Source organism: Halopseudomonas pertucinogena, from assembly GCF_014646575.1.
Classification (GTDB): Bacteria; Pseudomonadota; Gammaproteobacteria; order Pseudomonadales; family Pseudomonadaceae; genus Halopseudomonas; species Halopseudomonas pertucinogena.
In genome coordinates this window covers 381,894-406,927 of sequence record NZ_BMNN01000002.1, presented here as the reverse complement: position 1 = coordinate 406,927, position 25,034 = coordinate 381,894, and the positions used below count along the sequence as shown (strand labels likewise).

General features: G+C 64.1%; 25 protein-coding genes and 1 pseudogene. 19 read left to right on the top strand and 7 right to left on the bottom strand.

Annotation, left to right across the window (positions count from 1 at the left end; translation table 11 throughout):
* The first annotated feature begins 21 nt into the window (after nucleotides 1-21).
* The 18 genes and pseudogenes from fliF (at nucleotide 22) to IEW63_RS06970 (ending at nucleotide 15,341) form a co-directional block, all read left to right on the top strand.
* Nucleotides 22-1,752 (top strand): flagellar basal-body MS-ring/collar protein FliF, encoded by a 1,731-nt coding sequence (gene fliF / locus IEW63_RS07050; protein ID WP_373288217.1) that lies wholly within the window; start codon nucleotides 22-24, stop codon nucleotides 1,750-1,752.
* Complete coding sequence (fliG, locus tag IEW63_RS07045; protein ID WP_188635894.1) at nucleotides 1,745-2,761, top strand: flagellar motor switch protein FliG; 1,017 nt, start codon at nucleotides 1,745-1,747, stop codon at nucleotides 2,759-2,761. Before fliF ends, fliG begins: the two co-directional genes overlap by 8 nt.
* Nucleotides 2,762-3,117: 356 nt before the next feature.
* The gene (gene fliH / locus IEW63_RS07040) at nucleotides 3,118-3,888 is read left to right on the top strand and encodes a flagellar assembly protein FliH (protein WP_188635893.1); all 771 of its coding nucleotides are present in this window, start codon (nucleotides 3,118-3,120) and stop codon (nucleotides 3,886-3,888) included.
* A complete protein-coding gene (fliI, locus tag IEW63_RS07035) occupies nucleotides 3,881-5,224 on the top strand; it encodes a flagellar protein export ATPase FliI (RefSeq protein WP_188635892.1) in 1,344 nt (447 codons plus the stop codon). The genes fliH and fliI overlap by 8 nt, the downstream gene beginning before the upstream one ends.
* Nucleotides 5,217-5,675, top strand: coding sequence for a flagellar export protein FliJ (gene fliJ, locus IEW63_RS07030; protein ID WP_188635891.1), 459 nt, complete (start codon nucleotides 5,217-5,219; stop codon nucleotides 5,673-5,675). The genes fliI and fliJ overlap by 8 nt, the downstream gene beginning before the upstream one ends.
* Nucleotides 5,676-5,743: 68 nt before the next feature.
* The gene (locus tag IEW63_RS07025; RefSeq protein WP_188635890.1) at nucleotides 5,744-7,006 is read left to right on the top strand and encodes a flagellar hook-length control protein FliK; all 1,263 of its coding nucleotides are present in this window, start codon (nucleotides 5,744-5,746) and stop codon (nucleotides 7,004-7,006) included.
* 479 nt (nucleotides 7,007-7,485) lie between these two features.
* A complete protein-coding gene (locus tag IEW63_RS07020; protein ID WP_188635889.1) occupies nucleotides 7,486-7,989 on the top strand; it encodes a flagellar basal body-associated FliL family protein in 504 nt (167 codons plus the stop codon).
* Between the two features lie 10 nt (nucleotides 7,990-7,999).
* Nucleotides 8,000-8,971 (top strand): flagellar motor switch protein FliM, encoded by a 972-nt coding sequence (gene fliM, locus IEW63_RS07015; RefSeq protein ID WP_188635888.1) that lies wholly within the window; start codon nucleotides 8,000-8,002, stop codon nucleotides 8,969-8,971.
* A 60-nt stretch (nucleotides 8,972-9,031) separates the two neighbouring features.
* Nucleotides 9,032-9,493 carry a flagellar motor switch protein FliN gene (gene fliN / locus IEW63_RS07010; protein ID WP_188635887.1) on the top strand — a complete coding sequence of 154 codons (462 nt, stop codon included), beginning with the start codon at nucleotides 9,032-9,034 and terminating at the stop codon, nucleotides 9,491-9,493.
* Nucleotides 9,494-9,496: 3 nt separating this feature from the next.
* Nucleotides 9,497-9,841: a flagellar biosynthetic protein FliO gene (fliO, locus tag IEW63_RS07005; RefSeq protein ID WP_188635886.1), complete on the top strand. Its 345-nt coding sequence runs from the start codon at nucleotides 9,497-9,499 to the stop codon at nucleotides 9,839-9,841.
* A gap of 23 nt (nucleotides 9,842-9,864) precedes the next feature.
* Nucleotides 9,865-10,590, top strand: a complete 726-nt coding sequence (fliP, locus tag IEW63_RS07000; protein ID WP_188636073.1) for a flagellar type III secretion system pore protein FliP — start codon at nucleotides 9,865-9,867, stop codon at nucleotides 10,588-10,590.
* Nucleotides 10,591-10,605: 15 nt separating this feature from the next.
* Nucleotides 10,606-10,875 (top strand): flagellar biosynthesis protein FliQ, encoded by a 270-nt coding sequence (gene fliQ, locus IEW63_RS06995; RefSeq protein ID WP_188635885.1) that lies wholly within the window; start codon nucleotides 10,606-10,608, stop codon nucleotides 10,873-10,875.
* Nucleotides 10,875-11,651, top strand: a complete 777-nt coding sequence (gene fliR / locus IEW63_RS06990) for a flagellar biosynthetic protein FliR (RefSeq protein WP_188635884.1) — start codon at nucleotides 10,875-10,877, stop codon at nucleotides 11,649-11,651. The genes fliQ and fliR overlap by 1 nt, the downstream gene beginning before the upstream one ends.
* A complete protein-coding gene (flhB, locus tag IEW63_RS06985; RefSeq protein WP_188635883.1) occupies nucleotides 11,651-12,784 on the top strand; it encodes a flagellar biosynthesis protein FlhB in 1,134 nt (377 codons plus the stop codon). The genes fliR and flhB overlap by 1 nt, the downstream gene beginning before the upstream one ends.
* A 67-nt stretch (nucleotides 12,785-12,851) precedes the next feature.
* The gene (locus tag IEW63_RS06980) at nucleotides 12,852-13,568 is read left to right on the top strand and encodes an SIMPL domain-containing protein (RefSeq protein WP_188635882.1); all 717 of its coding nucleotides are present in this window, start codon (nucleotides 12,852-12,854) and stop codon (nucleotides 13,566-13,568) included.
* A gap of 113 nt (nucleotides 13,569-13,681) precedes the next feature.
* Nucleotides 13,682-13,855 (top strand): annotated as a pseudogene (locus IEW63_RS14710) (catalase); the annotation flags it as partial.
* 5 nt (nucleotides 13,856-13,860) lie between these two features.
* Entirely contained in the window at nucleotides 13,861-14,268 is a 408-nt protein-coding gene (locus tag IEW63_RS14705; RefSeq protein ID WP_272872580.1) for a catalase, read from the top strand.
* A 203-nt stretch (nucleotides 14,269-14,471) separates the two neighbouring features.
* Entirely contained in the window at nucleotides 14,472-15,341 is an 870-nt protein-coding gene (locus IEW63_RS06970; RefSeq protein ID WP_188635881.1) for an alpha/beta fold hydrolase, read from the top strand.
* Between the two features lie 81 nt (nucleotides 15,342-15,422).
* On the opposite strand, the gene IEW63_RS06965 is transcribed toward IEW63_RS06970, so the two are convergent.
* From IEW63_RS06965 to ectA, 5 genes are read right to left on the bottom strand one after another with little or no spacing between them, the layout of a single operon-like run.
* On the bottom strand, nucleotides 15,423-16,856 hold the full coding sequence (locus IEW63_RS06965) for an aspartate kinase (RefSeq protein ID WP_188635880.1): 1,434 nt from the start codon (nucleotides 16,854-16,856) through the stop codon (nucleotides 15,423-15,425).
* Between the two features lie 26 nt (nucleotides 16,857-16,882).
* Entirely contained in the window at nucleotides 16,883-17,809 is a 927-nt protein-coding gene (gene thpD, locus IEW63_RS06960; protein ID WP_188635879.1) for an ectoine hydroxylase, read from the bottom strand.
* Between the two features lie 8 nt (nucleotides 17,810-17,817).
* Nucleotides 17,818-18,219 carry an ectoine synthase gene (locus IEW63_RS06955; RefSeq protein WP_188635878.1) on the bottom strand — a complete coding sequence of 134 codons (402 nt, stop codon included), beginning with the start codon at nucleotides 18,217-18,219 and terminating at the stop codon, nucleotides 17,818-17,820.
* A 13-nt stretch (nucleotides 18,220-18,232) separates the two neighbouring features.
* Entirely contained in the window at nucleotides 18,233-19,519 is a 1,287-nt protein-coding gene (gene ectB, locus IEW63_RS06950; RefSeq protein WP_188635877.1) for a diaminobutyrate--2-oxoglutarate transaminase, read from the bottom strand.
* On the bottom strand, nucleotides 19,516-20,058 hold the full coding sequence (ectA, locus tag IEW63_RS06945; RefSeq protein ID WP_188636072.1) for a diaminobutyrate acetyltransferase: 543 nt from the start codon (nucleotides 20,056-20,058) through the stop codon (nucleotides 19,516-19,518). The genes ectB and ectA overlap by 4 nt, the downstream gene beginning before the upstream one ends.
* Nucleotides 20,059-20,378: 320 nt before the next feature.
* Between ectA and speA the strand changes: the two genes are divergently transcribed.
* Nucleotides 20,379-22,295 carry an arginine decarboxylase gene (gene speA / locus IEW63_RS06940; RefSeq protein ID WP_188636071.1) on the top strand — a complete coding sequence of 639 codons (1,917 nt, stop codon included), beginning with the start codon at nucleotides 20,379-20,381 and terminating at the stop codon, nucleotides 22,293-22,295.
* Between the two features lie 296 nt (nucleotides 22,296-22,591).
* On the opposite strand, the gene ligB is transcribed toward speA, so the two are convergent.
* Nucleotides 22,592-24,199: an NAD-dependent DNA ligase LigB gene (ligB, locus tag IEW63_RS06935; RefSeq protein WP_188635876.1), complete on the bottom strand. Its 1,608-nt coding sequence runs from the start codon at nucleotides 24,197-24,199 to the stop codon at nucleotides 22,592-22,594.
* 93 nt (nucleotides 24,200-24,292) lie between these two features.
* Entirely contained in the window at nucleotides 24,293-24,943 is a 651-nt protein-coding gene (locus tag IEW63_RS06930) for a 7-cyano-7-deazaguanine/7-aminomethyl-7-deazaguanine transporter (RefSeq protein ID WP_188635875.1), read from the bottom strand.
* Between the last annotated feature and the right edge of the window lie 91 nt (nucleotides 24,944-25,034).

Below are 25,034 nucleotides of genomic sequence, written 5' to 3'. Positions count from 1 at the left end.
CTGTAGCTGATTGAGGAACCCCTGATGGACGCTGCTACTCCCAACACACCCGCCACCCGACCGGAAGCGCCGCTCCCGGACGCGCCACGCAAGCCATTGCCTGGCCTGGGCTTTCTGGAGAATCTGTCGAAGCTGCCGATGATGCGGCAGTTCGCCCTGCTGGTCGGGCTGGCGGCAAGCGTGGCGATCGGTTTTGCCGTGGTGCTCTGGTCCCAGCAGCCGGAATACCGTCCGCTGTACGGCAGCATGGAGAACCTCAATGCGGCCCAGGTGGTCGAGGTGCTGCAGCAGAGCCGCATCCGCTACAAGGTCGAGCCCAACAGCGGCGCGCTGCTGGTGCGCTCCGAGGACCTGGCCGATGCGCGGCTGCGTCTGGCCAGTGCCGGTGTGGTCCAGGGTGACGGCAACGTCGGGTTCGAGATTCTCGACCGCGAGCGCGGCCTGGGCACCAGCCAGTTCATGGAGGCCACTCAGTATCGCCGCGGTCTCGAAGGCGAGATGGCGCGGACCATTTCCAGTCTCTACAACGTCAAGGCAGCGCGGGTGCATATCGCCATGCCGCGCTCCACCGTATTTGTGCGGGACGACCGCAAGCCCAGCGCCTCGGTTCTGCTCGAACTGTATGCCGGTCGCACCCTGGAGCCGGCGCAGGTCATGGCCATCGTCAATCTGGTGGCGACCAGCGTGCCCGAGCTGAGCAAGGATCAGGTCACCGTGGTGGACCAGCACGGCAACCTGCTGTCCGATCAGGACGAACTCAACGAGCTGACCATCGCCGGGCGTCAGTTCGACCATACCCGCCGCCTCGAAGATACCTATGCCCGCCGCGTGCACAGCATCCTGCAGCCGGTTCTGGGCAGCGGCAACTACAAGGCGGAAGTGTCCGCCGATGTGGACTTCAGCACCATGGAGTCCACCGCTGAGAGCTTCAACCCGGAAGCGGCCCTGCGCAGCGAGCAGGTGCTGACCGAGCAGCGCGTCGCGGGGCAGGGTCCGGTCGGCATTCCCGGCGCCCTGAGCAACCAGCCACCGGGCACGACCCAGGTGCCGGAGCAGGTCATCGACCCCGAGACCGGTGAGCCGGTGGTGGCTGCTCCGCCGCGGGATTCCCGCGAGCAGGCTACCCGCAACTTCGAACTGGACCGCAAGATCAGCTACACCCGCCAGCAGCAGGGTCGTCTGGCCAGGCTGTCGGTGGCGGTGGTGGTGGATAACCGCCAGGAAGTGAACCCGGAGACCGGCGAGGTCACCCGCGTGCCGCTGAGCGAGGCCGAGCTGGCCAATCTGACTCAGCTGGTACGGGACGCGGTGGGGTATGATCAGGCCCGGGGTGACAGCGTCAGTGTCGTCAACAGTGCCTTCGTGCCGGCCGACGGCATGCAGATGGAGGTACCGGAGATACCCTTCTGGACCCAGCCCTGGTTCTGGGATATCGCCAAGCAGATACTGGGTATCCTGTTCGTGCTGGTGCTGGTCTTCGGGGTGCTGCGGCCGGTGCTCAAGAGCATCGGCGGCGGCAGCCGCCAGAGTACGGACAGCGAGAACTACCCGGCGCTGAGCGAAGACCCGCTGCTGGCCGATGACCTGCGTGACGATACCGTGAGCCTGTCCGGCCCGGCGAGCAGCACCGTACTGCTGCCGCCACCGGGTGCCGGTTACGAGCAGCAGCTCAATGCGATCAAGGGCTTGCTGGCCGAGGACCCGGGCCGGGTTGCCCAGGTAGTCAAGGAGTGGATCAATTCCGATGAGTGATGAAAAGCGTACACAGAAGCTGACCAAGCTCGACAAGGCGGCGATCTTCCTGCTCAGCCTCGGCGAATCGGATGCCGCCGCAGTACTCCGGCACATGGGGCCGAAGGAAGTGCAGCGGGTCGGCAGCGCCATGGCCAGCCTGCGCGCGGTGAACCGTGACCAGGTGCAGCAGGTGATGGGCGACTTCATCGAGGTGGCCAGCGATCAGACAGGGCTGGGCGTCGGTTCCGATGGTTACATCCGCACCATGCTTACCCAGGCGCTGGGCGAGGACAAGGCCAACAGCCTGGTCGACCGCATCCTCATGGGCGGCAGCACCTCGGGGCTGGACAGCCTGAAGTGGATGGAGCCGCGGGCAGTGGCGGACGTGATCCGCTACGAGCATCCGCAGATCCAGGCCATTGTGGTGGCCTATCTCGACCCGGACATGGCCGCCGAGGTACTCGGCTATTTCGACCACAAGGTTCGTCTGGACGTGCTGCTGCGCGTGTCGGCGCTGAACACCGTGCAGCCCTCGGCGCTGAAGGAGCTCAACGAGGTGCTGGAGAAGCAGTTCGCCGGCAACTCCAATACCACCCGCGCCAACATGGGCGGCGTGAAGCGCACGGCGGACATCATGAACTATCTGGAGAGTTCCACCGAGGCGCAGCTGATAGAATCGATACGCGAGCTGGACGAAGACCTGTCGAACAAGATTGAAGACCTCATGTTCGTCTTCGACAACCTCGCGGAAGTGGACGATCGGGGCATTCAGTCGCTGTTGCGCGAGGTCTCCACCGAAGTGCTGGTGGTAGCGCTCAAGGGCGCCGACGAAGCGGTCAAGGAGAAGATTTTCCGCAACATGTCCAAGCGTGCCTCGGAACTGTTGCAGGACGACCTGGAAGCCAAGGGGCCGGTGCGCATCAGCGAAGTGGAAGCGGCGCAGAAGGAAATTCTCACCATCGCCCGGCGCATGGCCGATGCCGGTGAGATCGTGCTTGGCGGCAAGGGGTCGGAGGAGATGATCTGAGGCTGGGCGGTGGTGTGGTGGCTTGGCTGGGGCGTGCTTTGCACGCCAATCGCCGCGGGGTCGCGGCTCCTACAGCTGAAAGCCGCGCCGCAAACTCCGCTGTAGGAGCCCCGACCCCGGGGCGATCGGCCGCTCCTCGACGCCAGTACCGAACCGCTGGAAGGCAGAGGTCGGCACAAGTTCCGGCCCCCGACCCGTAGGAGCCCCGACCTCGGGGCGATTGGCCGCCCCTCGACGCCCGTACCGAACCGATGGAGCGCAGAGGTCGCAAGTTCCGGCCCCCGACCTGTAGGAGCCCCGACCCCGGGGCGATTGGCCGCCCCTCCGATGCCCGTACTGAACGGATGGAAGACAGCATGAGCGATAACAAAGACAGTGAGCTGATCCGCGCCGACCAGGTGTCCGCCTTCGACCTCTGGGACCTGCCCAGCTTCGATGCGGAGGGCCACCATGTGCCCCGCCAGGAGCCCGAGCCCGAACCCGAGCCGGCACCGGTCGAGGAGCCGCCCGAGGAGCCCGAGGTCAAGCCCTTCACCATCGAGGAGCTGGAGCAGATCCGCGAGGAGGCCTACAACGACGGCTTCGCCACCGGCGAGCGCGACGGTTTTCATTCCGGCCAGCTCAAGGCCCAGCAGGAGGCCAGGGCCCGCCTCGAAGAGCGGGTAGCCGAGCTGGAGTCGGTACTCTCCCATCTGATGGAGCCCATCCGCGAGCAGGACGAACAGATCGAGGACATGCTGCTGGAGCTGGTCGAAACCATGGTGCGGCAGGTCGTGCAGCGCGAGCTCACCACCGATTCCAGCCATATCCGCCAGGTCCTGCGGGGCGCGCTCAAGGCGTTGCCGATGGGCGCCGAGCAGATCCGCATCTACCTCAACCCCGCCGACTTCGACACCGTCAAGGCCATCCGCGAGCGCCATGAGGAAAGCTGGCGCCTGCTGGAGGATGACCAGCTGCTGCCCGGCGGTTGCCGGGTCGAGGCTGAACACAGTCTGGTGGACGCCAGCCGGGAAACCCGCCTTGAGCAGGTGATCGAGCAGCTCCGTGAGAAGCGTCTGCAACAGCGCGCCAATCCCCCGGCGCCGGACCTCGTGATCAGCGCAGAGGACGCCGGCGAGCATGCCTGAGCGCATCAGCTTCGCCCGCCGCCTGGCAGGCTACAGCGCTGCCGTGGACCTGCCCGCCGCACCGGTGGTGGAAGGCCGGCTGATCCGCATGGTCGGCCTGACGCTGGAGGCCGAGGGCCAGCAGGCCCAGGTCGGCAGCCGCTGCGTGGTCATCAACGAAACACCCCAGGGTGAGAATCGAGTAGAGGCCGAGGTGGTCGGCTTCGCCGGCAGCAAGATCTACCTTATGCCGGTCGATCGGATGGAGGGCATGCAGCCCGGTGCCCGTGTCGTGCCCGCTGCCGGTGGCGGAAAACTGCCCATGGGCAGCGACATGCTCGGCCGGGTGCTGGATGGCATCGGCAGGCCGCTGGACGGCAAGGGCCCGTTCGCCTGCGAGGACTGGGTCGATCTCAACGGCCCGCCCATCAATCCGCTCAAGCGCCATCCCATTGACGAGACGCTCGACGTCGGTATCCGCACGATCAACAGCCTGCTGACGGTCGGCCGTGGCCAGCGGCTGGGTCTGTTCGCCGGCAGCGGCGTGGGCAAGAGTGTGCTGCTGGGCATGATGACCCGCTTCACCGAAGCGGAAATCATCGTGGTCGGGCTGGTCGGCGAGCGGGGCCGCGAGGTAAAGGAATTCATCGAGGACATTCTCGGCGAGGAGGGTATGGCCCGCTCGGTGGTGGTGGCCTCACCGGCGGACGATGCGCCGCTGATGCGCCTGCGCGCGGCGATGTACTGCACCCGGGTGGCGGAATACTTCCGCGACAAGGGCCGCAACGTGCTGCTGCTGATGGACTCGCTGACCCGCTACGCCCAGGCCCAGCGGGAAATTGCCCTGGCGATCGGCGAGCCGCCGGCGACCAAGGGCTATCCGCCATCGGTGTTCGCCAAATTGCCGGCACTGGTCGAGCGCGCCGGCAACGCCGAACAGGGCGGCGGCTCCATTACTGCCTTCTATACCGTGCTGTCCGAGGGGGACGATCAGCAGGACCCGATCGCCGACGCCTCCCGGGCGATTCTCGACGGCCACGTGGTGCTGTCCCGGCGTCTGGCCGAGGAGGGGCACTATCCGGCGATCGATATCGAAGCGTCGATCAGTCGTGCCATGCCGCAGATAGTCCCGCCTGATCATCTGCGCCAGGCACAGCAGCTCAAGCAGCTGTACGCGCGTTACCAGCAGAGCCGCGACCTGATCAGCGTCGGCGCCTACGCCGCCGGCTCCGACCCGCTTACCGACAAGGCCATTGCCGCCATGCCTGCGATTCAGGGGTTCCTGCGCCAGGGGCTGCAGGAGAGTTTCAGCCTCGATGAGAGCCGTGACGGGCTGGGGCAATTGATCAATGAGTGACCCGCGGATCCGGCGCATGGCGCCGGTGCTGGAGATGGCGCTGGATGAAGAGCGCAAGGCCGCAGGGTTGCTGGGTGAATGCCAGCGCCAGCTGGAGGACGCCGGCAACCGCCTGCGTGATCTGGAGCATTACGCCGGGGAATACGCCAAGGGCTGGACCGAGCGCGGCAGCCAGGGCGTCGGGCGTGACTGGTTGCTCAATTACCAGCGCTTCATGGCGCAGATGCAGACCGCCATTGAACAGCAGCGCCAGACCGTGAGCTGGTACGAGACCAGCCTGGAGCGTGCCCGGGAGACCTGGCGCCAGCGCTATCAGAGGGTGGAAGCCCTGCGCAAGCTGATCGAACGCTACCGGGAAGAAGCCCGCGCCCGCGCCGACAAGCAGGAACAGAAACTGCTGGACGAGCTTACCCAGCGGCTGTTTTCCTACCGTAATTCCTCTGCCGACTGAGTGGCTGGCCCGGAACTTGCTCCTGTCCATTGAGCAATATGTCCCCTGCGCGTATATGGAGATAGACGATGACCAGCAATCCGCCCCTGATGGCGTTATTCAGCAACGACCTGCGTGCCGCCGGCAGCGCCGCTGGTTCACAGCAGGTGGGGCCCGGGGATGATGGCGCTGCCTTTGCCGAGCTGCTGGCGGGCGAGCTTCCGGCTGAGCTGGAAGAGGCCATCAACGAATTGAGCGGGGAAGAGTTGGCATTGCTGGAGCAGGCAAGCCTTGCCGTCGCCGGCAATGATTTGCCGCCCGAGTTGCAGGATCTGCTGCAGCAGTTGCCGGTCGAGGGCGAGCCCGGCTCCCAGGATGCCCTGGCTGTCATCAGTCAGTGGATGCAGATGCTGCACAGAGATGCGCCCGCCGCGAGCGGTGGCGCTCCTTCTGCAGCTGGCACCGAAACGACGCTGGCCGTCGGGGGAGCGGCTGCGGGACAGCCGGGCGTCCTCACGGGTGATGCCGGAATGGAAGAGCTGGAGGGCGGTTTGCTGCAGCGCGGCAGGGAGCCCGGCCGGGAGCTGGGGGAGGCGGGGCGGATCAACCTCTCTGACCGGGTGCAGCCCGGCGGTCAGACCCTGGCCCAGCAGGCCGGACAGCCCGCCAACCCGCCCTCCGCGCAGAATGCCCAGCCGGATTTCGGCGCACTGATGCAGCGCACCACGGGCGAACCATCCCCGAATGCCGCCGCGCTGTTTGGCAAACTGATTGAACAGATGGAAACCGGTCGCGGCCGGGGCGGGGAGGGCGAAGGTCCGGGCGCGGCTGACCGCGCCGCGGGTATTACCGCGAGTGCTGCCGCCACCGCGCTGACGGCCCGCCCGGTCGCCGGTGCCGCGCAGCCACAGAGTGTACCCTTCGGTCATCAGAGCTGGGGCGAGAGCATGGTCGAGCGGGTGATGTGGATGTCCAGCCAGAACCTGCGCAGTGTCGAGATCCAGCTGGATCCGGCAGAACTGGGGCCATTGGAAATCCATATCCAGAACCGCGGCCAGGAGATGCAGGTCCAGTTCGTCAGTCAGAACCCCAGCGTACGGGAAGCCCTGGAAGGTCAGATGCACCGTTTGCGGGAGATGTTCGCCGGCCAGGGGCTGGAGCAGGCCGACGTCACCGTGGCTGACCGCTCCGCCGGAGAGCAGGCCAGGCAGCAGCAGGAGCAACTGGCCGGGCGGGATGATGGCGTCGGCGCAGGGCAGGGGCGGCGGGGCAGTACCGGTGAACACGAAGTGGTTGCAGAGCTGGCTCAGCGGGTGACGCAACCGCGTGGGCTGGTTGATTATTACGTGTAATGACCGGGCGTGCTGCGCACGCCCATCGCCGCGAGGTCGCGGCTCCTACAATCAAGAGGATACCCAACCCCCAACCCACCCGTGGTGGCCCGGACCGCGGGGCGATAGCAGCTTGCACGTCCCCAATGTGCTCCCCCTCAGTTGTAGGAGCCCCGACCTCGGGGCGATGGAGTCCGCCCTGCCTTGCATTGGCCACGCCCCGGGCGCGCTTTGCGCGCCAATCGCGCCGGGGTCGGCACTCCCACAAAAAAACCGCGGATTTCTCAGCCGCTGTAGGAGCCCCGACCTCGGGGCGATCGGCCGCTGGCACGGGCTCCGTGTAGTCCGCCCCGCCACATCAGGGCAGACATTTGTCCCGCTGCCCATTATCCTTGCCACTGCGCCATTGAAGTGCCACGGCTCGATGCGGCTTCTGGCACGATCAATGCAGCAAAATCCCCTGTAGGCGGTCAATCCGCGTTTGACGACGGAAATTTGTCATGGCTAGAAATCAGGCAGGCGCTCAGCAGCCGGCTCCCCAGGCAGTCTCAGAGAAAAAGCGCATGCCGCTGGTACTCATCGGTGTCGGCCTTCTGGCGTTGCTGCTGTCGATCGGCGGGCTGGCTTACGCGCTGCTCTCGGGCAAGGAGAGCCCGGCAGAATCCGCCAGCGAACCGGCTCGGCTGCCGGCGCTCTACCAGCCGCTGGACCCTGCCTTTACCGTCAATTATGCCCACGGCGGTCGCCAGCGTTACATGCAGGTCAATGTGGTACTGATGGGGCGCGACCCCAAGGCGATGGCAGCGGCGGCGGAACATTCACCGCTGATCCGCAATCAATTGGTGATGTTGTTCAGTGGTGCGGACTTCGAGCAACTGATGTCTGCCGAGGGCAAGGAGCAGCTGCGCGAGCAGGCTACCCTTGCGGTACAGACCCTGATGGAACAGGAAATCGGCGGACCGACGATCGAGTCCGTGCTGTTTACCAATCTGGTTCTGCAATAGGAAAAACAATATGGCGGTTCAGGATCTGCTGTCCCAGGATGAAATCGATGCCCTGCTGCACGGGGTGGACGAAGGCATCATTGATAACGAGCAGGACATTGAGCCGGGTGGCGTCAAGAGCTACGACCTGACCAGTCAGGACAGAATCGTCCGCGGGCGCATGCCCACGCTGGAAATGATCAACGAGCGTTTCGCCCGCTATACCCGCATCAGCATGTTCAACCTGCTGCGCCGCTCGGCGGACGTATCGGTCGGCGGTGTGCAGGTGATGAAGTTCGGCGAATATGTACACACCCTCTATGTACCCACCAGCCTCAACCTGGTGAAGATGAAGCCGCTGCGGGGCACGGCGCTGTTCATCCTCGATGCCCGGCTGGTGTTCAAGCTGGTGGACAACTTCTTCGGTGGCGACGGCCGCCACGCCAAGATCGAGGGGCGCGAATTCACGCCCACCGAGCTGCGCGTGGTGCGCATGGTGCTGGAGCAGGCCTTCGTCGATCTCAAGGAAGCCTGGCAGGCGGTCAAGGATGTGCAGTTCGAGTATGTGAACTCCGAGGTCAACCCGGCGCTGGCGAACATCGTCAGCCCCAGCGAGGTGGTGGTGGTCTCGACCTTCCATATCGAACTGGATGGCGGCGGTGGCGAGATGCACGTGACCATGCCGTACTCGATGATCGAACCGCTGCGTGAGGTGCTGGATTCCGGCGTGCAGTCGGATGTTGACGAACATGACGAGCGCTGGGTACGGGCCCTGCGTGAAGAGATCACTGCCGCCAAGGTGCCGCTGAGTGCCACTGTGGTGCGCCGCGAACTCAAATTGCGAGATCTGCTCAGCATGCAGGCCGGCGATGTGATCCCGGTGGAAATGCCCGAGCACATGGTGCTGTGCGCCAACGGTGTGCCGACGTTCAAGGCACGCCTGGGCGCGGCCAGAGGTAATCTGGCGCTGCAGATTCTGGGGCCGATCCAGCGCCCGCGCTGAGCATTGGCTGTTATCCGGTTGGATCAATGCTGTACTACTGGTAAATGAGGGTCAGGCAACATGGCTGAGGACAGAAAGGACGAGATCAGTCCGGAGGAGCAGGCGCTGGCGGACGAGTGGGCCGCTGCGCTGAACGAGGCAGGTAACGCCAGTCAGGACGACATCGACGCCATGCTGGGAGACGGCGTCTCCCGGCCGCCGATGGAGGAGTTCGGTGCCCCGCGGCAGCAGGGCGGCGATGATCTGTTCGGCGGAGCGGACGGCCCCAATCTGGACGTGATCCTGGACATTCCGGTGACCATTTCCATGGAGGTGGGCAACACCGACATCACCATCCGCAACCTGCTGCAGCTCAACCAGGGCTCGGTGGTGGAGCTTGATCGCCTGGCCGGCGAGCCGCTTGACGTCAAGGTCAACGGCACGCTGATCGCCCATGGCGAGGTGGTGGTGGTCAACGAGAAATTCGGCATCCGCCTGACGGACGTGATAAGTCAGTCCGAACGTATCAAGAAGCTGAGCTGACCCATGGATTCCACGGCAAGTCTGGCCGGGCAGCTGGTCCAGCTGGGCCTGGGTCTGCTGGTGGTGGTCGGGCTGATCTTCCTGCTCGGCTATCTCATGCGGCGGGTCGGTCCGCTGTCGCCCCAGGGCGGGCAGCATATCCGCGTGATCAGCACCTATCCCCTCGGCCCCCGTGATCGGCTGGCGCTGGTGGAGGTGGGCGGTCAGCAGCTGCTGCTGGGCATCTCGCCGGGGCGCATCACCACGCTGCACGTGCTGGACGAGCCGGTGATGGACGACACGGAAGTGCCCAATGGCGAGTTTGCCCGCAAACTCCAGGCGATTCTGAAAAGGGAGCAGAAGCCTTGATCCGCTGGACCCTGTTATTGCTCATGCTGGTGGCCCCGGCGGCCCTCGCCCAGAGCGCCGGTGACCCGCTGAGCCTGCCGGCCATCACCCTGACCACCGATGCCGAAGGCCAGCAGACCTATTCGGTGAGCCTGCAGATACTGCTGCTGATGAGCGCGCTGACGTTCATCCCGGCGTTCGTCATGATGATGACCAGTTTCACCCGCATCATCATCGTCTTCGCCATCCTGCGCCAGGCGCTGGGGCTGCAGTCCACACCGTCCAGCCAGATCCTCATCGGCCTGGCGCTGTTTCTCACCCTGTTTGTCATGGCGCCGGTATTCGAGCGCATCAACGAGAATGCGCTGCAGCCCTACCTCAACGAGGAGCTGGCCCCCCAGCAGGCGCTGGAGCAGGCCAGCGTGCCGATGCGCGAATTCATGCTGGCCCAGACCCGGGAAACCGATCTGGAACTGTTCGTGCGGCTGGCCCGGCGCACCGACCTGGCCGGCCCGGATGAGGTGCCTTTCCATATCCTGGTGCCGGCGTTCGTCACCTCCGAGCTGAAAACCGCCTTCCAGATCGGCTTCATGATCTTCATCCCGTTTCTGGTGATCGACCTGGTGGTGGCCAGCGTGCTGATGGCCATGGGGATGATGATGCTGTCGCCGCTGATCATCTCGCTGCCGTTCAAGATAATGCTGTTCGTGCTGGTGGATGGCTGGGCGCTGATCATCGGCACCCTTGCGGCCAGTTTTGCGGTCACCTAGGGAGGTAACTGAACAATGACACCCGAAGTGGCAGTGGATCTGTTTCGCCAGGCGCTGTGGCTGACCACGGTGATGGTGGCGGTAATCGTCGTGCCCAGCCTGCTGGTGGGCCTGACCGTGGCCGTGTTCCAGGCCGCCACCCAGATCAACGAGCAGACCCTGAGCTTTCTGCCGCGCCTGCTGTTCACCTTCGTCACCATCATCTTTCTCGGGCCCTGGCTGGTGCGGCAGCTGATCGACTTCACGGAACAGCTGTATCGCAGCATACCGGGCCTCATCGGCTGATGATCGAGCTGGCGGGCAGTGACATCGGCCGCTGGCTGGCCGGCTACCTGTGGGTGTTCTTCCGCATCGGCGCGCTGCTGATGACCATGCCGGTGATTGGCACCCAGCTGCTGCCGATGCGCATCCGCCTGTATCTGGCGCTGGCACTGACCGCGCTGGTGGCGCCGCAGATTGCCGAGGTGCCCCAGCTCGATCCGCTGGCGCTGGGCACCTGGGTGGTCATTGCCGAGCAGATCCTGATCGGCGCGGCCATGGGCTTTCTGTTGCAGCTGCTGTTCCAGATCCACGTTCTGGCAGGGCAGATCATTGCGATGCAGATGGGTCTGGGTTTCGCCTCGATGAACGATCCGGCCATGGGTATCTCGGTTGCCGTGGTAGGGCAGGTGTTCACCATGCTGGTGACGCTGCTGTTCCTGGCGCTGAACGGCCATCTGGTGGCGATCGAAGTGCTGGTGGAAAGCTTCACTACATTGCCCATCGGCGAGACCCTGCAGGCGGTGGGCTTCCATACGCTGGTGCTGCGCTTCTCCTGGGTCATGGCATCGGCCCTGCTGATCGGCCTGCCGGCGGTGACCGCGCTGCTGATCGTCAACCTGTCGTTCGGCGTGATGATGCGCGCCGCGCCACAGCTGAACATCTTTTCGGTCGGCTTTCCGCTGACGCTGGTGTTCGGCCTGTTCATTCTCTGGGTACTGCTGGGTAACACCGCAGGGCAGTACCATCTTCTGGCCTCCGAGGCGCTCATCTGGCTTCGGGAAATGGTGGGGGCGCGCTGATGGCGGAAGACAGCGGTCAGGAACGCACGGAAGAACCCACGGCGAAACGCCAGAAGGAGTCGAAGGAGAAGGGCCAGGTCGCCCGGTCCCGCGAGCTGAACACCTTGGCGGTGGTGATGGTGGCCGCGCTCGGCCTGCTGATGCTGGGGCCACAGATGGCCCGCCGGCTGATGGATCTGATGGTGTTCAACTTCTCCATCGAGCGCGAAGCGCTGTACAACACCGACAGCATGGGGTTGCATCTGTTTGCATCGATCAGCCATGGCTTCGGCGGGCTGACGGTATTCCTGCTGATGCTGCTCGCCGCTGCGCTGATCGGCCCGGTGCTGCTCGGCGGCTGGCTGTTCAGCGCCAAACTGCTGGCGCCCAAGGGCGAACGGCTCAATCCGCTGGCCGGCCTCAAGCGCATGTTCTCGCTCAAGGCGCTGGTGGAACTGCTCAAGGCGGTGGCCAAGTTCCTGGTAGTGCTGGTGATGGCGCTGGTGGTACTGAACATGCGCACCGACGATCTGCTGGCGCTGGGCAACCAGACCCTGCCCAGCGCCATCGCCCAGAGCGCCTGGATACTGGGCACCTCGCTGGTACTGCTGGCCTGCGCGCTGATTTTGATTGCCGCAGTGGATGTGCCGTTCCAGATCTGGGACAACAAGAAGAAGACCCGCATGACCAAGCAGGAGGTGCGGGATGAATACAAAGACAGCGAAGGCAAGCCGGAGGTCAAATCCCGGGTGCGCCAGTTGCAGCGGGAGATGGCCGAGCGGCGCATGATGGGCGAGGTACCCAAGGCCGACGTGGTGATCACCAACCCGACGCACTACGCCGTGGCGCTGAAGTACGACCCGGTGAACAGCGGGGCGCCTGTGGTGGTCGCCAAGGGCGCGGACTTCCTCGCACAGAAGATCCGCGAGGTGGCTGCCGAGCATGACGTCATCGTCCTCGAATCGCCGCCACTGGCCCGGGCGGTCTATTACAGCACCGAACTGGAGCACCCCATCCCGGCCGGGCTCTACCTGGCCGTGGCCCAGGTGCTGGCCTACGTGTACCAGATCCGCCAGTATCAGCAGGGCAAGGGTCAGCGCCCGGGGCCCATGCCCGAACCGCCGATTCCGGACGATCTGCGGCGCGATGAATAAAAAGGCGTGTCGAGTTCCGCGCCAGTTTCAGCTATATAGATCTTTGGCAGAATAAGGACCCACTCGCATGACCGACAGCTCTCGCATTTCCCTGTTTGCAGTAATAGCCGCCGCGTTGCTCGCTCTCGCGTTGGCCTTCATGGCGGTCAGCATCAAGACGGGACTGCTGCAGTTCCGCGATTCGGACCGGGTGGTCAGCGTCAAGGGCCTGGCCGAGCGTACGGTGGACGCGGATCTGGCGCTGTGGCCGATCAACTTCACCGTTACCGGTAACAGTCTGGATGCCCTGCAGGACGAGATAGACGCGCAGCAGGACCTGATCCGCTCCTACCTGCTGCTCAAGGGCTTTGCCGAAACCAGCCTGCAGCTGTCGATGCCGAAGATTACCGACCAGCATGCCAACCTCTACGGCTCGAACATGCCACCCGAGCGCTACCGTGCGGAGGTGACCGTGCTGGTGCGCACCGGGGACATACAGCGGGTCAAGCAGGGCATGCAGAGTGTCGGCGAGCTGGTCAAATCCGGCGTGGCGCTGACTCAGAGCTATGAACACCAGCCGCAGTTCCTGTTCACTCAGCTCAATGCCATCAAACCGGAGATGATCGCCGAGGCGACCCGTGAAGCCCGCGCCGCTGCCGGTCAGTTCGCACGGGACGCCGGGGCGGAGGTAGGCAGCATCCGCCGGGCGTCCCAGGGCTATTTCAGCATCGAGGACGTGGACCAGTACACACCGGAAACCAAGAAGATCCGGGTGGTGACCAGTGTGGACTACATCCTGCGCTGAGGGCGCGCACCCGATGCGGGGCTTTTACCTGAACATTTGAGCCGCGCGCGCGACTAAAACCCTACATACACCGGGTTTATTCGGAGCGCGCCATGAATGAGAAACCCACCACGCTGACCACCAGGCAGGGCCATCCGGTACGCGACAACCAGAGCCTTCGTTCGGTGGGCGAGCGGGGCCCCGCTACCCTTGAAAACTATCAGTTCATTGAGAAGATCACCCACTTCGACCGCGAGCGGATTCCCGAGCGGGTCGTGCACGCCCGGGGCACCGGGGCATCAAGTTTCCCGACATGATCCACGCCTTCAAGCCGGACCCGGTGAGCAACCGCCAGGAAGCCTGGCGCTTCTATGATTTCGTCCAGCACCACCCGGAATCCCTGCACATGGTCACCTGGGTCAAGAGTCCCTGGGGTATCCCGGCGGGCTACCGCAACATGCAGGGCTCCAGCGTGAACACCTACAAGCGGGTGAACGATGAGGGCGTGGCGGTGCTATGCAAGTTCTCCTTCGAGCCGAAGCAGGGCGTGAAGAACCTGACCGCCGAGCAGGCGGCCGAGATCCAGAAGCATGACGTCGGCCACGCCACCCGCGACCTGTATGACGCCATCGAGCGGGGGGACTACCCGGAATGGGAGATGTGCGTGCAGATCATGTCCGACGACCCGCACGACGAGCAGGCCCACTTACAGCAGCGGTGAGCCGGAGTGCGACGACAAGGACTCGCCGACCCAGAGTACCGACTGATCCTGCTGCTTTTCCAACCCGTGGCGCCGCCACGGGTTGGCTTCTTCCCTTGGGCGGATGCCATCCGACCCCATCCCGTTGCCTTGTAACGCCGCTCCGTCCCTGACAAGGGCGCGGGGGCGTAATAGACTGTGCCCTCGTTTCGGGGGAGGTTTGCATGACGTTGTTACCCTGGTCGCATCAGAGTTCGGCCGGATTCACCCTTCGCGGTTGGCATTCACCGCCCAGCGGCAAGCCGCTGCTGCATTTCATTCACGGTAACGGTTTCTGTACCCGCACCTACGAGCCGATGCTCGAGCACCTCAGTGTGCATTTCGATCTGTGGCTGTGCGATATGCAGGGCCACGGCGACAGTGATCACGGCGGCGAATTCCGCGGCTGGAACCATAACGCCGAACTGGCAGTGGAAGCATTGATCGCCGGCCTTGCCCGTTTCGGCAAGGTGCCCCGTTTTGCCTGTGGTCACAGCTTCGGCGGGGTGCTCACCAGCCTGATCGTATCGGCCCATCCGGTGCTGTTCGAGCGGGCCGTGCTGCTGGATCCGGTCCTGTTTCCGCCGAAACTCATCCTGCTGCGCGGGCTGCTCGGCTGGGCGATCAAAAATCCCATGGCCGATGGTGCCCGCAAACGCCGCAGCCACTGGCAGGATCGCGAAGAGGCCTTTGCCAGGCTCAATGGTCGGGGCATTTTTCGTGGCTGGGAGGAGGAGGCGATGTGGGCGCATATCGAGCACGCGCTGCGGGATGATCCGGATGGCGGAGTGACGCTGAAATGTCAGCCCAGCCGGGAAGCGGAGATATTCGAGTCGATGCCGCAGGGGCTGTGGAAATCACTCCGGGCGATCGAGACGCCGGTGCGGCTGATCCACGGGGAGGAGAGCTATCCCTTTGTGAAGGAGTCTGCTGCGCGGCTGGCGCGGTTGAATGCGAATGTGCAGGTCGAGGCGCTGCCGGGTGGGCATTGTTTCATGCAGGAGAATTCAAGGTTGGCGGCGGAGCGGGTGCGGGAGTTTCTGGTGGGGGAGTGATGGCGGGGCGGCTCCCCCGGCCCCTCTCCCGCAAAGGGGAGAGGGGTCGGGGGAGAGGGGGAAGTCACAACCCGGTAACCCTCAGGAAGCCACCGCAATCACATCCCCGTGGTTTTCCGGCTCGATCAGCGCCCGGTGCAGTGCCACCACCGCCGCATCGTAATCCGCCTCATCGATGATGCATTGCATCTCCACCTGACGGATCGACTGGTGGATGGCCTGGATGCTGATGCCCGCCTCGGCCAGTGCCGCCACGGTGCGTGCCAGGATGCCCTTGACCTTGAGGTCGGAGCCGATCGCCGAAACGATGGCGATGTTGTGCAGGTTCACTTCGGCCATCGGGTAGCGTTCCTTGATCAGCCGCACGGCGCGGGTCATGGCCTTGCGCGAGCCGGCGGTGTAGTAGGTGATGCTGTTGGCGTCGGAGTCCTTGTTCACCACGTACAGCTTGAGCTGCTTGAGCAGGCGGGTGATCTCGATGTCGTAGCCGACATCGCCGAGCATCTCCTGGTCGAACACTTCCAGCCCGTAGACATCCTTGCGCCCGGCAATGATCTCCACGCAGGGCTTTGCGCTGCAGTAATCCTGGCTGATGGTGGTGCCGCCGTGATCCGGTTCGAAGGCGTTCTTGATGCGCAGCTGGATGCCGGCCCGGCGCAGGGTGCGTGCGGCCCGGGGGTGGATTGCTTCCATCCCCAGGTTGGACAGCTGGTCGGCCACGTCATAGTTGGTGCGGCCGATGGTGACCACCTTGTCGACGCCGACCTGATTCGGGTCCGCGCTGGAGAGGTGATATTCCTTGTGGATGATCGCTTCGCTGGCGCCGGTGGCGGCGGCGATCTGGGCGAAGGTGATCTCGCTGTAACCGCGGTCGAAGGTCTTCATCTGGCCTTCGCTGCAGTGGGTGTAGCCGGTGCTGACCACCAGCTCGCTGCTGAAGTCGATACCGGCGAAGCTGTCGGCGATCATGTCCTTGAAGGTCTTCGGCTCCTGCAGGTCCCAGCCGGTGAGGTCGACCAGGCGGGCGTTCACGCCGGCCTGCTTGAGTGCCAGTACGGTATTGAAGGCACTGTGCGCCTCGCCGAGGGAGGCCAGCATCTCGCGCACCTTGAGCAGGTGCTCGCCCAGCTGGAAGTGGCCATAGGAGCACAGTTTGCGCAGGTTGCGCATGCATTCGGCTGCATCATCGATGCGACCGCCGATGAAGCGGTCCGCCGCGTGACGCTCGTAGTCTGCCGGGAACAACTCGGCGTTCTTTTCCAGCATGGCGCTGCGTACACGTTCCAGCGCGTCCAGCCAGGCGTCTTCCCTCTCGGCCTCGGCGAAACGGGCGTACACGCCCGGCTCGCCGCTCTTCTTGTGTTCCAGCAGCAGGTCGGTCATCCCGCCATAGGCGGACACCACGAAGATGCGGTTGTACAGCTCACTGCCACGGCGTTGACCGGTAAAGATGGTATTCAGTACTTCGTCGAAGCGGCTCATTGAGGTGCCGCCGATTTTTTCTACTGTATGCATGGTTGCGTTTCTTTCATCCGGTGAATTCAGTGGCGCGCACCGTAGTGCTGCGGGCCGATGTCCAGGGGTTCCACTGGGCCGCGTTCCGCAACGAACTCCGGGCGCGGGGGCATGCCGTCGAAGGGAGCGGTGGGCTTGTTGTCCACATGGTTGTAGACGTAGAACAGGTTGCTGCGCGGGCTCGGGGCGATGTTGCTGCCGGAACCGTGCAGGGTGTTGCAGTCGAACAGCACAACGCTGCCCGCCGGGCCGGTGGCCTGTTCGATGCCGTAGAGATCAACCATCTCGCGCAGGCTGTCCTCATCCGGAATGCCGAACTCCTGCCTGCGCAGGGATTGCTCGTAGTGGTTCTCCGGCGTCTGGCCCACGCAGCTGATGTAATGCCGGTGCGAGCCGGGGATCAGCATCAGCGGCCCGTTCCACGGGTGGTTGTCGGTCAGCAGGATGGAGCAGCTGATGGTGCGCATGCGCGGCAGACCGTCCTCGGTATGCCAGGTCTCGAAGTCCGAGTGCCAGTAGAACTCCTTGCCCTTGAAGCCGGGCTTGAGGTTAAGGCGGGACTGGTGCACATAGATGTCGCCGTCGAGCAGATAGCGGACCAGTCCGGCAGTGCGCTCGTCACGGGCGACCCGGGCAAACAGCTCGTTGCTGCGATGGATGGCGAAGACCGAACGCAGCGCGCCGCTGTCCGGCTCGCGGATGGCGGTGGGCGCTTCCAGGACCTGCGGGTCCTTGCTCATGCGCTCGAGTTCGGCCTTGAACACGGCCACTTCCTCGGCGCTGAACAGGTTCTCTATGACGAGGAAGCCGTCGCGCTCGAAGCGCGACAGCTGTTCTGCACTCAATGGTGCGTTGGTGGCATCCTTGCGGTAGGTGATGGGATCCAGTCGTTCCTGCCAGCGGGGATGGTTGTGCTGGCGTGACGGGTAAAGGTCAGCTTGCACGATAGACATTTTTTCTCCTATGCCGGGTCGGCGCTCAGGTCGGCGGGGTATACGCCGTTTTCATCATGGACTTCACGGCCGGTCAGCGGCGGATTGAATACGCAGGCCATCTTCATGTCCTCGGTGCCGCCGCGCAGCAGGTGCTCGTCGTGCTTGTCGAGGATGTACAGGGTGCCGGGCTCGATCTTGTAGATCTTGCCGTCGGCGATGGTCTCGATCTCGCCGTTGCCGCTCATGCAGTACACCGACTCCAGGTGGTTCTGGTAGTGGATGTGGGTCTCGGTGCCCGCGTAAATGGTGGTGATGTTGAAGGAGAAGCCCATCTTGTCTTCCTTCAGGATCATCCGGGTGCTGTCCCAGGTCTCGGTGACAACCTTGCGTTCGGATGCTTCACAGTCTTTCAGGGTACGTACGATCATTTGTTGCTGTTCCTCAGGATGCTTTGTGCTGTGCGCCGGCTGCCATGACCTTGGCGAAGGCGGCGTCGAGAATGTCCATGGCCTTGTTGATCTGCTCCTCGCTGATGATCAGCGGGCAGAGGCACTTGACCACCTGGCTGTGGTTGCCGCTGGTCTCGATGACCAGGCCGTTTTCGAAGGCTTCGGCGCAGATGGCGGCGGCGGTTTCACCGTCCGGGCAACTGATGCCGATCATCATGCCGCGACCCTTGACGAACAGGGAGTCCGGGCCATGGCGGCGGACGATCTTCTGCATGCGCTCGCGGATCAGCGCGCCCTTGGCCTTGACGCTGTCGGCGAACTCGGTGCTGGTCCAGAAGTGTTCCAGCGCGGCGGTGGCGGTGACGAAGGCGTGGTTGTTGCCGCGGAAGGTACCGTTGTGCTCACCCGGCTCCCACTGGTCCAGTTCGCGGCGCATGACGACCACCGCGAAGGGCAGGCCGAAGCCGCTCAGTGATTTGGACAGGGTGATGATGTCCGGCTTGATACCCATTTCCTCGAAGCTGAAGAAGGTGCCGGTGCGGCCACAGCCGGCCTGGATGTCGTCCACGATGAGCAGCATTTCGTGCTTGCGGCAGACCTTTTCCAGCTTGCGCATCCAGTCGGAGGAGGCCGCGTTCAGACCGCCTTCGCCCTGGACCACTTCGACGATCACCGCGGCGGGCTTGTCCACACCGCTGCTCGGGTCGCTGAGCAGCTTGTCCATCATCGAGATGGTATTGACCTTGTCACCGAAGTAGTTGGCGTAGGGCATGCGGCTGACGTCGGTCAGCGGTACGCCGGCGGCGCCGCGGTGGTGCTGGTTGCCGGTGGCGGCCAGGGCACCCACGGTGCAGCCGTGGAAGCCGTTGGTGAAGCTGATGATGTTGCTGCGGCCGGTGACCTTGCGGGCCAGTTTCAGCGCCGCTTCCACCGAGTTGGCACCGGTCGGGCCGCTGAACTGCACCACGTAGTCGCCCAGCCCGCGGGGCTCCAGGACGATGCGGTGGAAGCTTTCCAGGAAGCTTTCCTTGGCTGAGGAATACATGTCCAGACCGTGGGTCAGGCCGTCGTTCTCGAGGTACTCGATAAGCGCCTTCTTCAATACCGGGTGGTTATGGCCGTAGTTCAGCGTGCCGGCACCGGCGAGGAAGTCGATGTAGGACTTGCCATCGGCGGTGATCAGCTCGGCACCACGGGCCTGCTTGAAGATGACCGGGAAGGAACGGCAGTAGCTGCGAATACCGGACTCGTGTTTTTCAAACTGTTCGAAGGTGTTCATGCAGACTCCTGATGTGTCTTGGTAAGTTCTGAAAGTGCGGAGGGGGAGAAGGGTCCAGCGCGATAGAGCACTTCATCATCGTGCTGACCATCAAAATGGGTTTGCCGACTGAACAACACACTGGTCTCCGGCTCCACCCCCAGTTGGCGGAAGGCCTTGGCGAACAGCGCCTCGGAGGCGGTGTTGCCGGGGGAGATGGTGGTTTCCAGCCAGCGCACGCCGTTGTCGGCAGCCGTGCGGCGGACCAGCTCCAGCAACATGCTGATCGCCAGACCCTGGCCGCGCATGCGGTCATCCACGGCAACTTGCCAGATGAACAGCGTGTCGGGACGGGAGGGTGGGCAGTAGCCGGAGATGAAGCCGACCAGTTCGCCATCGGTATGTTCGGCGGCGATGGAGGTGGCCGAAAAGTCAGTACATTGGAGCAGGTTGCAGTAGACGGAATTGGTATCCAGAGGCGGGCAGCGCTTGACCAGTTGGTTAAGAGCGTATCCATCGGTCGCTCGCGGCACGCGTAGCGAAAAAGATTTGGAAGACATGTTTTGAATGTTTACTTGTAAATTCATTTTTATGGTAAACACATCCAGAAAATGATCACAACCCCTGGTTTGCGTGGCTTGTGGGTCATATCTCTTTCTGAACAACTATTTACAGCTGATATGTATTTTCCGTTAATCCTGCCCTGAACCGCATGCTTAAAGGCGTCGGCGCGCTTTGCGCCGAGTAGATCTGTGACCGCTGTACGGCGGATTCATTCGACTGAAAATATTTTTTCCGACCGGGCGCCAAAACCGAAAGCGGTGGTCAAACTGGTTTATGCTGAAAGCCAACAGAACGGGGTCGAGGAGTCAGTTGCATGGTGGGATCAAGACGTTCACGCAAGGAAGACGCATCCGCCTGGACGGTGGCGGACAGTCGCAGCGTCTACGGTATTCGCCACTGGGGTGTCGGCTATTTCAACATGAACGAGCAGGGCAATGTCGAGGTGCGCCCGCGCCCCGAAGTGGACTCGCCCATCGACCTGCACCAGCTGGTCGGCCAGCTGCGTGACAGCGGGCTGGACCTGCCACTGCTGCTGCGTTTTCCGGACATCCTGCAGGACCGGGTGCGCCAGCTCACCGGTGCCTTCGATCGCAGCATTGCCGAACTGGATTACCGGAACAGCTACACCGCGCTCTATCCGATCAAGGTCAATCAGCAGGAGGCGGTGGTAAAGAACATCATCGCCACCGAGGATGTCGCCATCGGCCTGGAGGCCGGCTCCAAGCCGGAGCTGATGGCCGTGCTGGCGCTGGCACCCAAGGGCGGCACCATCGTCTGCAACGGCTACAAGGACCGCGAGTTCATCCGCCTGGCGCTGCTGGGGCAGAAGCTCGGCCATAACGTGTTCATCGTCATCGAGAAAGAATCCGAGGTCGCGCTGGTCATCGAGGAAGCCAGCGTGTTGCAGTTGACGCCGCAGGTCGGCCTGCGGGTGCGGCTGTCGTCGCTGGCATCGAGCAAGTGGGCCGATACCGGTGGGGAAAAATCCAAGTTCGGGCTGTCCGCTGCGCAACTGTTGCGTGTGGTGGACCAGTTCCGCAGGGCGGGGCTGGAAGCCGGTGTGCGCCTGCTGCACTTTCACATGGGCTCGCAGATCGCCAACCTGGCGGATTACCAGCATGGCTTTCGCGAGGCGATCCGCTATTTCGGCGAGCTGCGGGCGCTGGGGCTGCCGGTGGACCATATCGACGTCGGCGGCGGGCTGGGCGTGGATTACGACGGCACTCACTCGCGCAATGCCAGCTCGATCAACTATGACGTCCAGGAGTATGCCCGCACCGTGGTGCTGATGCTCCGCGAATTCTGCGAAGAGCAGGGGCTGCCGCACCCGCACATCTTTTCCGAGAGCGGCCGCGCCCTGACCGCGCACCACGCCGTGCTGGTGGTCCAGGTGACCGACGTGGAGCGGCACAACGCCGAAGTGCCGCCGATTGAGGACGTGGAACAGCTGCCGCAGGTACTTCAGCAACTGGTCGGCCTGCTGGGGCAGACCGATATCGAGATGGTGACCGAAACCTACTGGCGTGCCACCCACTACATGACCGATGTGGCGGGGCAGTACGCCGAGGGCAGGCTCAGCCTGTCGCAGAAGGCGCTGGCCGAGCAGTGCTACTTCGCCCTGTGCAGCCGGCTGCATGCACTGCTCAAGGCACGCCAGCGTTCCCATCGGCAGGTGCTGGACGAACTCAACGACAAGCTGGCCGACAAGTACATCTGCAATTTCTCGGTATTCCAGAGCCTGCCGGATACCTGGGCCATCGACCAGGTGTTGCCGATCCTGCCGCTCAACCGGCTGGACGAGGAGCCGCTGCGCCGGGCAGTGCTGCAGGATCTGACCTGCGATTCCGACGGCAAGATCCGCCATTACGTCGATGAGCAGAGTATTGAAACCAGTCTGCCGGTGCATGATCTGCGCGAAGGGGAGGATTACCTGCTGAGCATCTTCATGGTCGGGGCCTACCAGGAGATTCTCGGCGACATGCACAACCTGTTCGGCGATACCGACTCGGTCAACGTCTACCAGCTGGATGACGGGCGGGTGGTGCACGGCGGTGTCGAGACCCATGACACCATCGAGGACATGCTGCGCTATGTGCATTTCGAGCCGGATGAGCTGGTATCGCGGTACCGCGACAAGGTGGCCGGGGCACGGCTGAGTGCGGCGGACAGGGCGAAGTATCTGGACATGCTGAGGTTGGGGCTGACCCGGTCGTCCTATCTGAATGCGGAATAGCCAGCGCACCCCGGGGCGCGCGTTGCGCGCCCATCGCCGCGGGGTCGCGGCTCCTACCAGAACTCGTCCCGGGCCCATCGCCGCGGGGTCGCGGCTCCTACCAGAACCCGTCCCGAGTCCATCGCCGGGGGGGGGCGCGGCTCCTCCACAAACCCGTTCCCGGGCCCATCGCCGCGGGGCTTGGTTCATACACAAACCCTCTCCCGAGCTCGTTGGGGATGATTTCAACCCTGGGCTCCTCCCTTACCTGTGGGAGCGCCGACCTCGGCGCGATGGCGGGCAAAGCCCGCCCGGTCCTAGAAACCGTCCACCCCTGCGGCACGCAATTGCTCCCGCAGCCGCACCACTTGCTCATCACCAAAAAACACCACCAGCTGCTGCGCACGCACGGGCCCGATCCCGGGCTGCCTCTGCCAGTCGGCGCTGCTCTTTCCCGCCAGCTCGCTCCAGCTCCCTGCCAGCTGCGCATCGCCGGCCGGCGGCATTCCCAACGCCGATAACCATTGCCCGAACCCGCGCTCTCGGGCCGGCCGAAGCCGCTCGGCCAGCTGGCCGCCACACTGCGTCGGCAGGCTGTCCAGCGCCAGCCAGTCGAGCAGCCCATCCAGTACACCGGCATCCGCCAGGCAGCGCCAGCTACCCGGGCCGACGCCTGCCAGATCCAGCCCCTGGCGACTGCCCAACCAGTCCAGCCGCGCCAGGAATTGCTCCCGGCAGCCCTGGGTCAGGGTCAGGCAGCTCAGCGAGTGGTAACGCGACGGGTCGGGTGGTGCCGGCAGCGAACGGCTGGTGCTGCGGCTGATGACCTGCTCAAGCTGTGGAATCGCCTGCCCAGACAGCTTGATGGCGACCAGATCCCCGCTGGCCACGTCGAGCCGCCGCCAGCGCGCCAGCGAGCCGAGGCTCGCACGGGTGATACGGCGGTCGTCCAGCTGCACAGGTTCCAGCTCCAGTACCGGCGTGATACGTCCGCTGCGGCCGATGGTGAACTGCAGCGATTCGACGCGGGTCAGTGCCGAGCGCGCCGGATGTTTCCAGGCCACCGCCCAGTGCGGGGCCTTCGCCTGCCACTGGCCGGCCGGGGGACGCTGGCCCTGGCGCAGCACTACACCGTCCGTGGCAAAGGGCAGCGGGTGCGTATACCAGTGCTTGCGCCGGGCTTCGGCTTCTGCGGCGCTGGGAGCCGGCAACGTGTAGGTTGCCGTATCGAACCCGGCTTCACTGAGCTGCTGCAGGCGCTCCGGCATGGGCCGCGGCCCGTTGGGCCAGTCCCAGACGAATAAACCGATGTGCTGCAGATCGACGTCGCTGACATGGTGGCGATTCATCACCCCTGCGATCCGGCTGCGGGCCCCGGCACCGCCATCGCGTGACTGGATGTGGCTGCCCAGCCGCCAGTACAGCTCGCCCTGCAGCACGACGTGCCGGGCATCGGGCCAGTGCTGGGGAACATGGGGCGCCCGCTGTGCGGTGGCGGTCCAGTCCTGCCCCTGTATCCCATCGCCGCGGCTGATGGCGCGCTGCAGTTGCCCGTCACGGTATTCAAGCGTTACGGCAACGCCATCGACCTTGGGTTGGATCCACAGATCCTGCCGCTGGGCCATCCATTGCCGGGCCTGCGCCGGGGTATGGATCTTGTCGAGCCCGGTCTGGGCAACGGGATGGGGCAGTTCGCCGGGACGGGGTTGATAGCCCGGCGGGGCGGGCTGGCCGGTACATTGTTGCAGGCGCAGCAGGGCCTGGTCGTAGATGTCATCGCTGACCAGCGAGCGGCCCTGCTCGTGGTAGGCCTTTTCCCATTCCCCGACCTGCTCGGCCAGTTGCCGGAGGCTGGCTGCGTCGGGGCAGGCTGCCTGCAGTGGGGTGCTGGCCAGCCAGGCCAGTGTTGCCATGAGTCGCTTCATGCTGCATCCCTGCTGTCTGATCGCAGCCGAGTCTAGAACGTGCCCGGCCGCGGGCAAGCAGCGGGTTGCAGAAGTGTGAACCGGTGCCCGGCCTCAGGCCGTTGCCGCCTGCCTGCCGGCGAGGGTCCGCAGGATGGCGTTGAGCATTATTCCGTACAGCGGCACGAACAGCATGATGCAGATCACCACCTTGATGACGTAGTCGACCGCACCGATCTCCACCCAGTTTGCCGCCATGAACTCGTTGCCGCTGCGCCAGAAGGCCACGGAGAAGAACACGAAGGTGTCGACCAGGTTGCCGAAGATCATCGATGCGGTGGGCGCGATCCACCACTGGGGCAGCTTGCGCAGGCGATCAAAGACCTGGATGTCCAGCAGCTGACCGCAGACGTAGGCCATGAAACTCGCCAGCGAGATGCGCAACACGAAGGTGTTGAACTGACCCAGCGCCTCGAAGCCGCGGAACGCCCCTTCCTGAAACAGCACCGACACCACATAGGACACGGCGAGCGCAGGCAACATGACCCGCGCGATGACGCGGCGGGCCGCCTGCTTGCCGAGCAGGCGTACGGTCAGGTCGCTGGCGAGAAAGATGAACGGAAAGCTGAACGCACCCCAGGTGGTATGGAAGCCGAACAGGGTGAAGGGCAACTGCACCAGATAGTTGCTGGCGATGATGATCAGAACGTGAAAGGCAACAAGCCAGGCCAGCGCGCTGCGCAGCCGTGAGGGAGCAATGGACATCAGTATCACCTTTTTGATGGATGGGGTTAGGGAACCCATGGCGCCGGAATGGCGACGGCGTGCACTATACCGGTTTGTGGCGGGGGCGTCG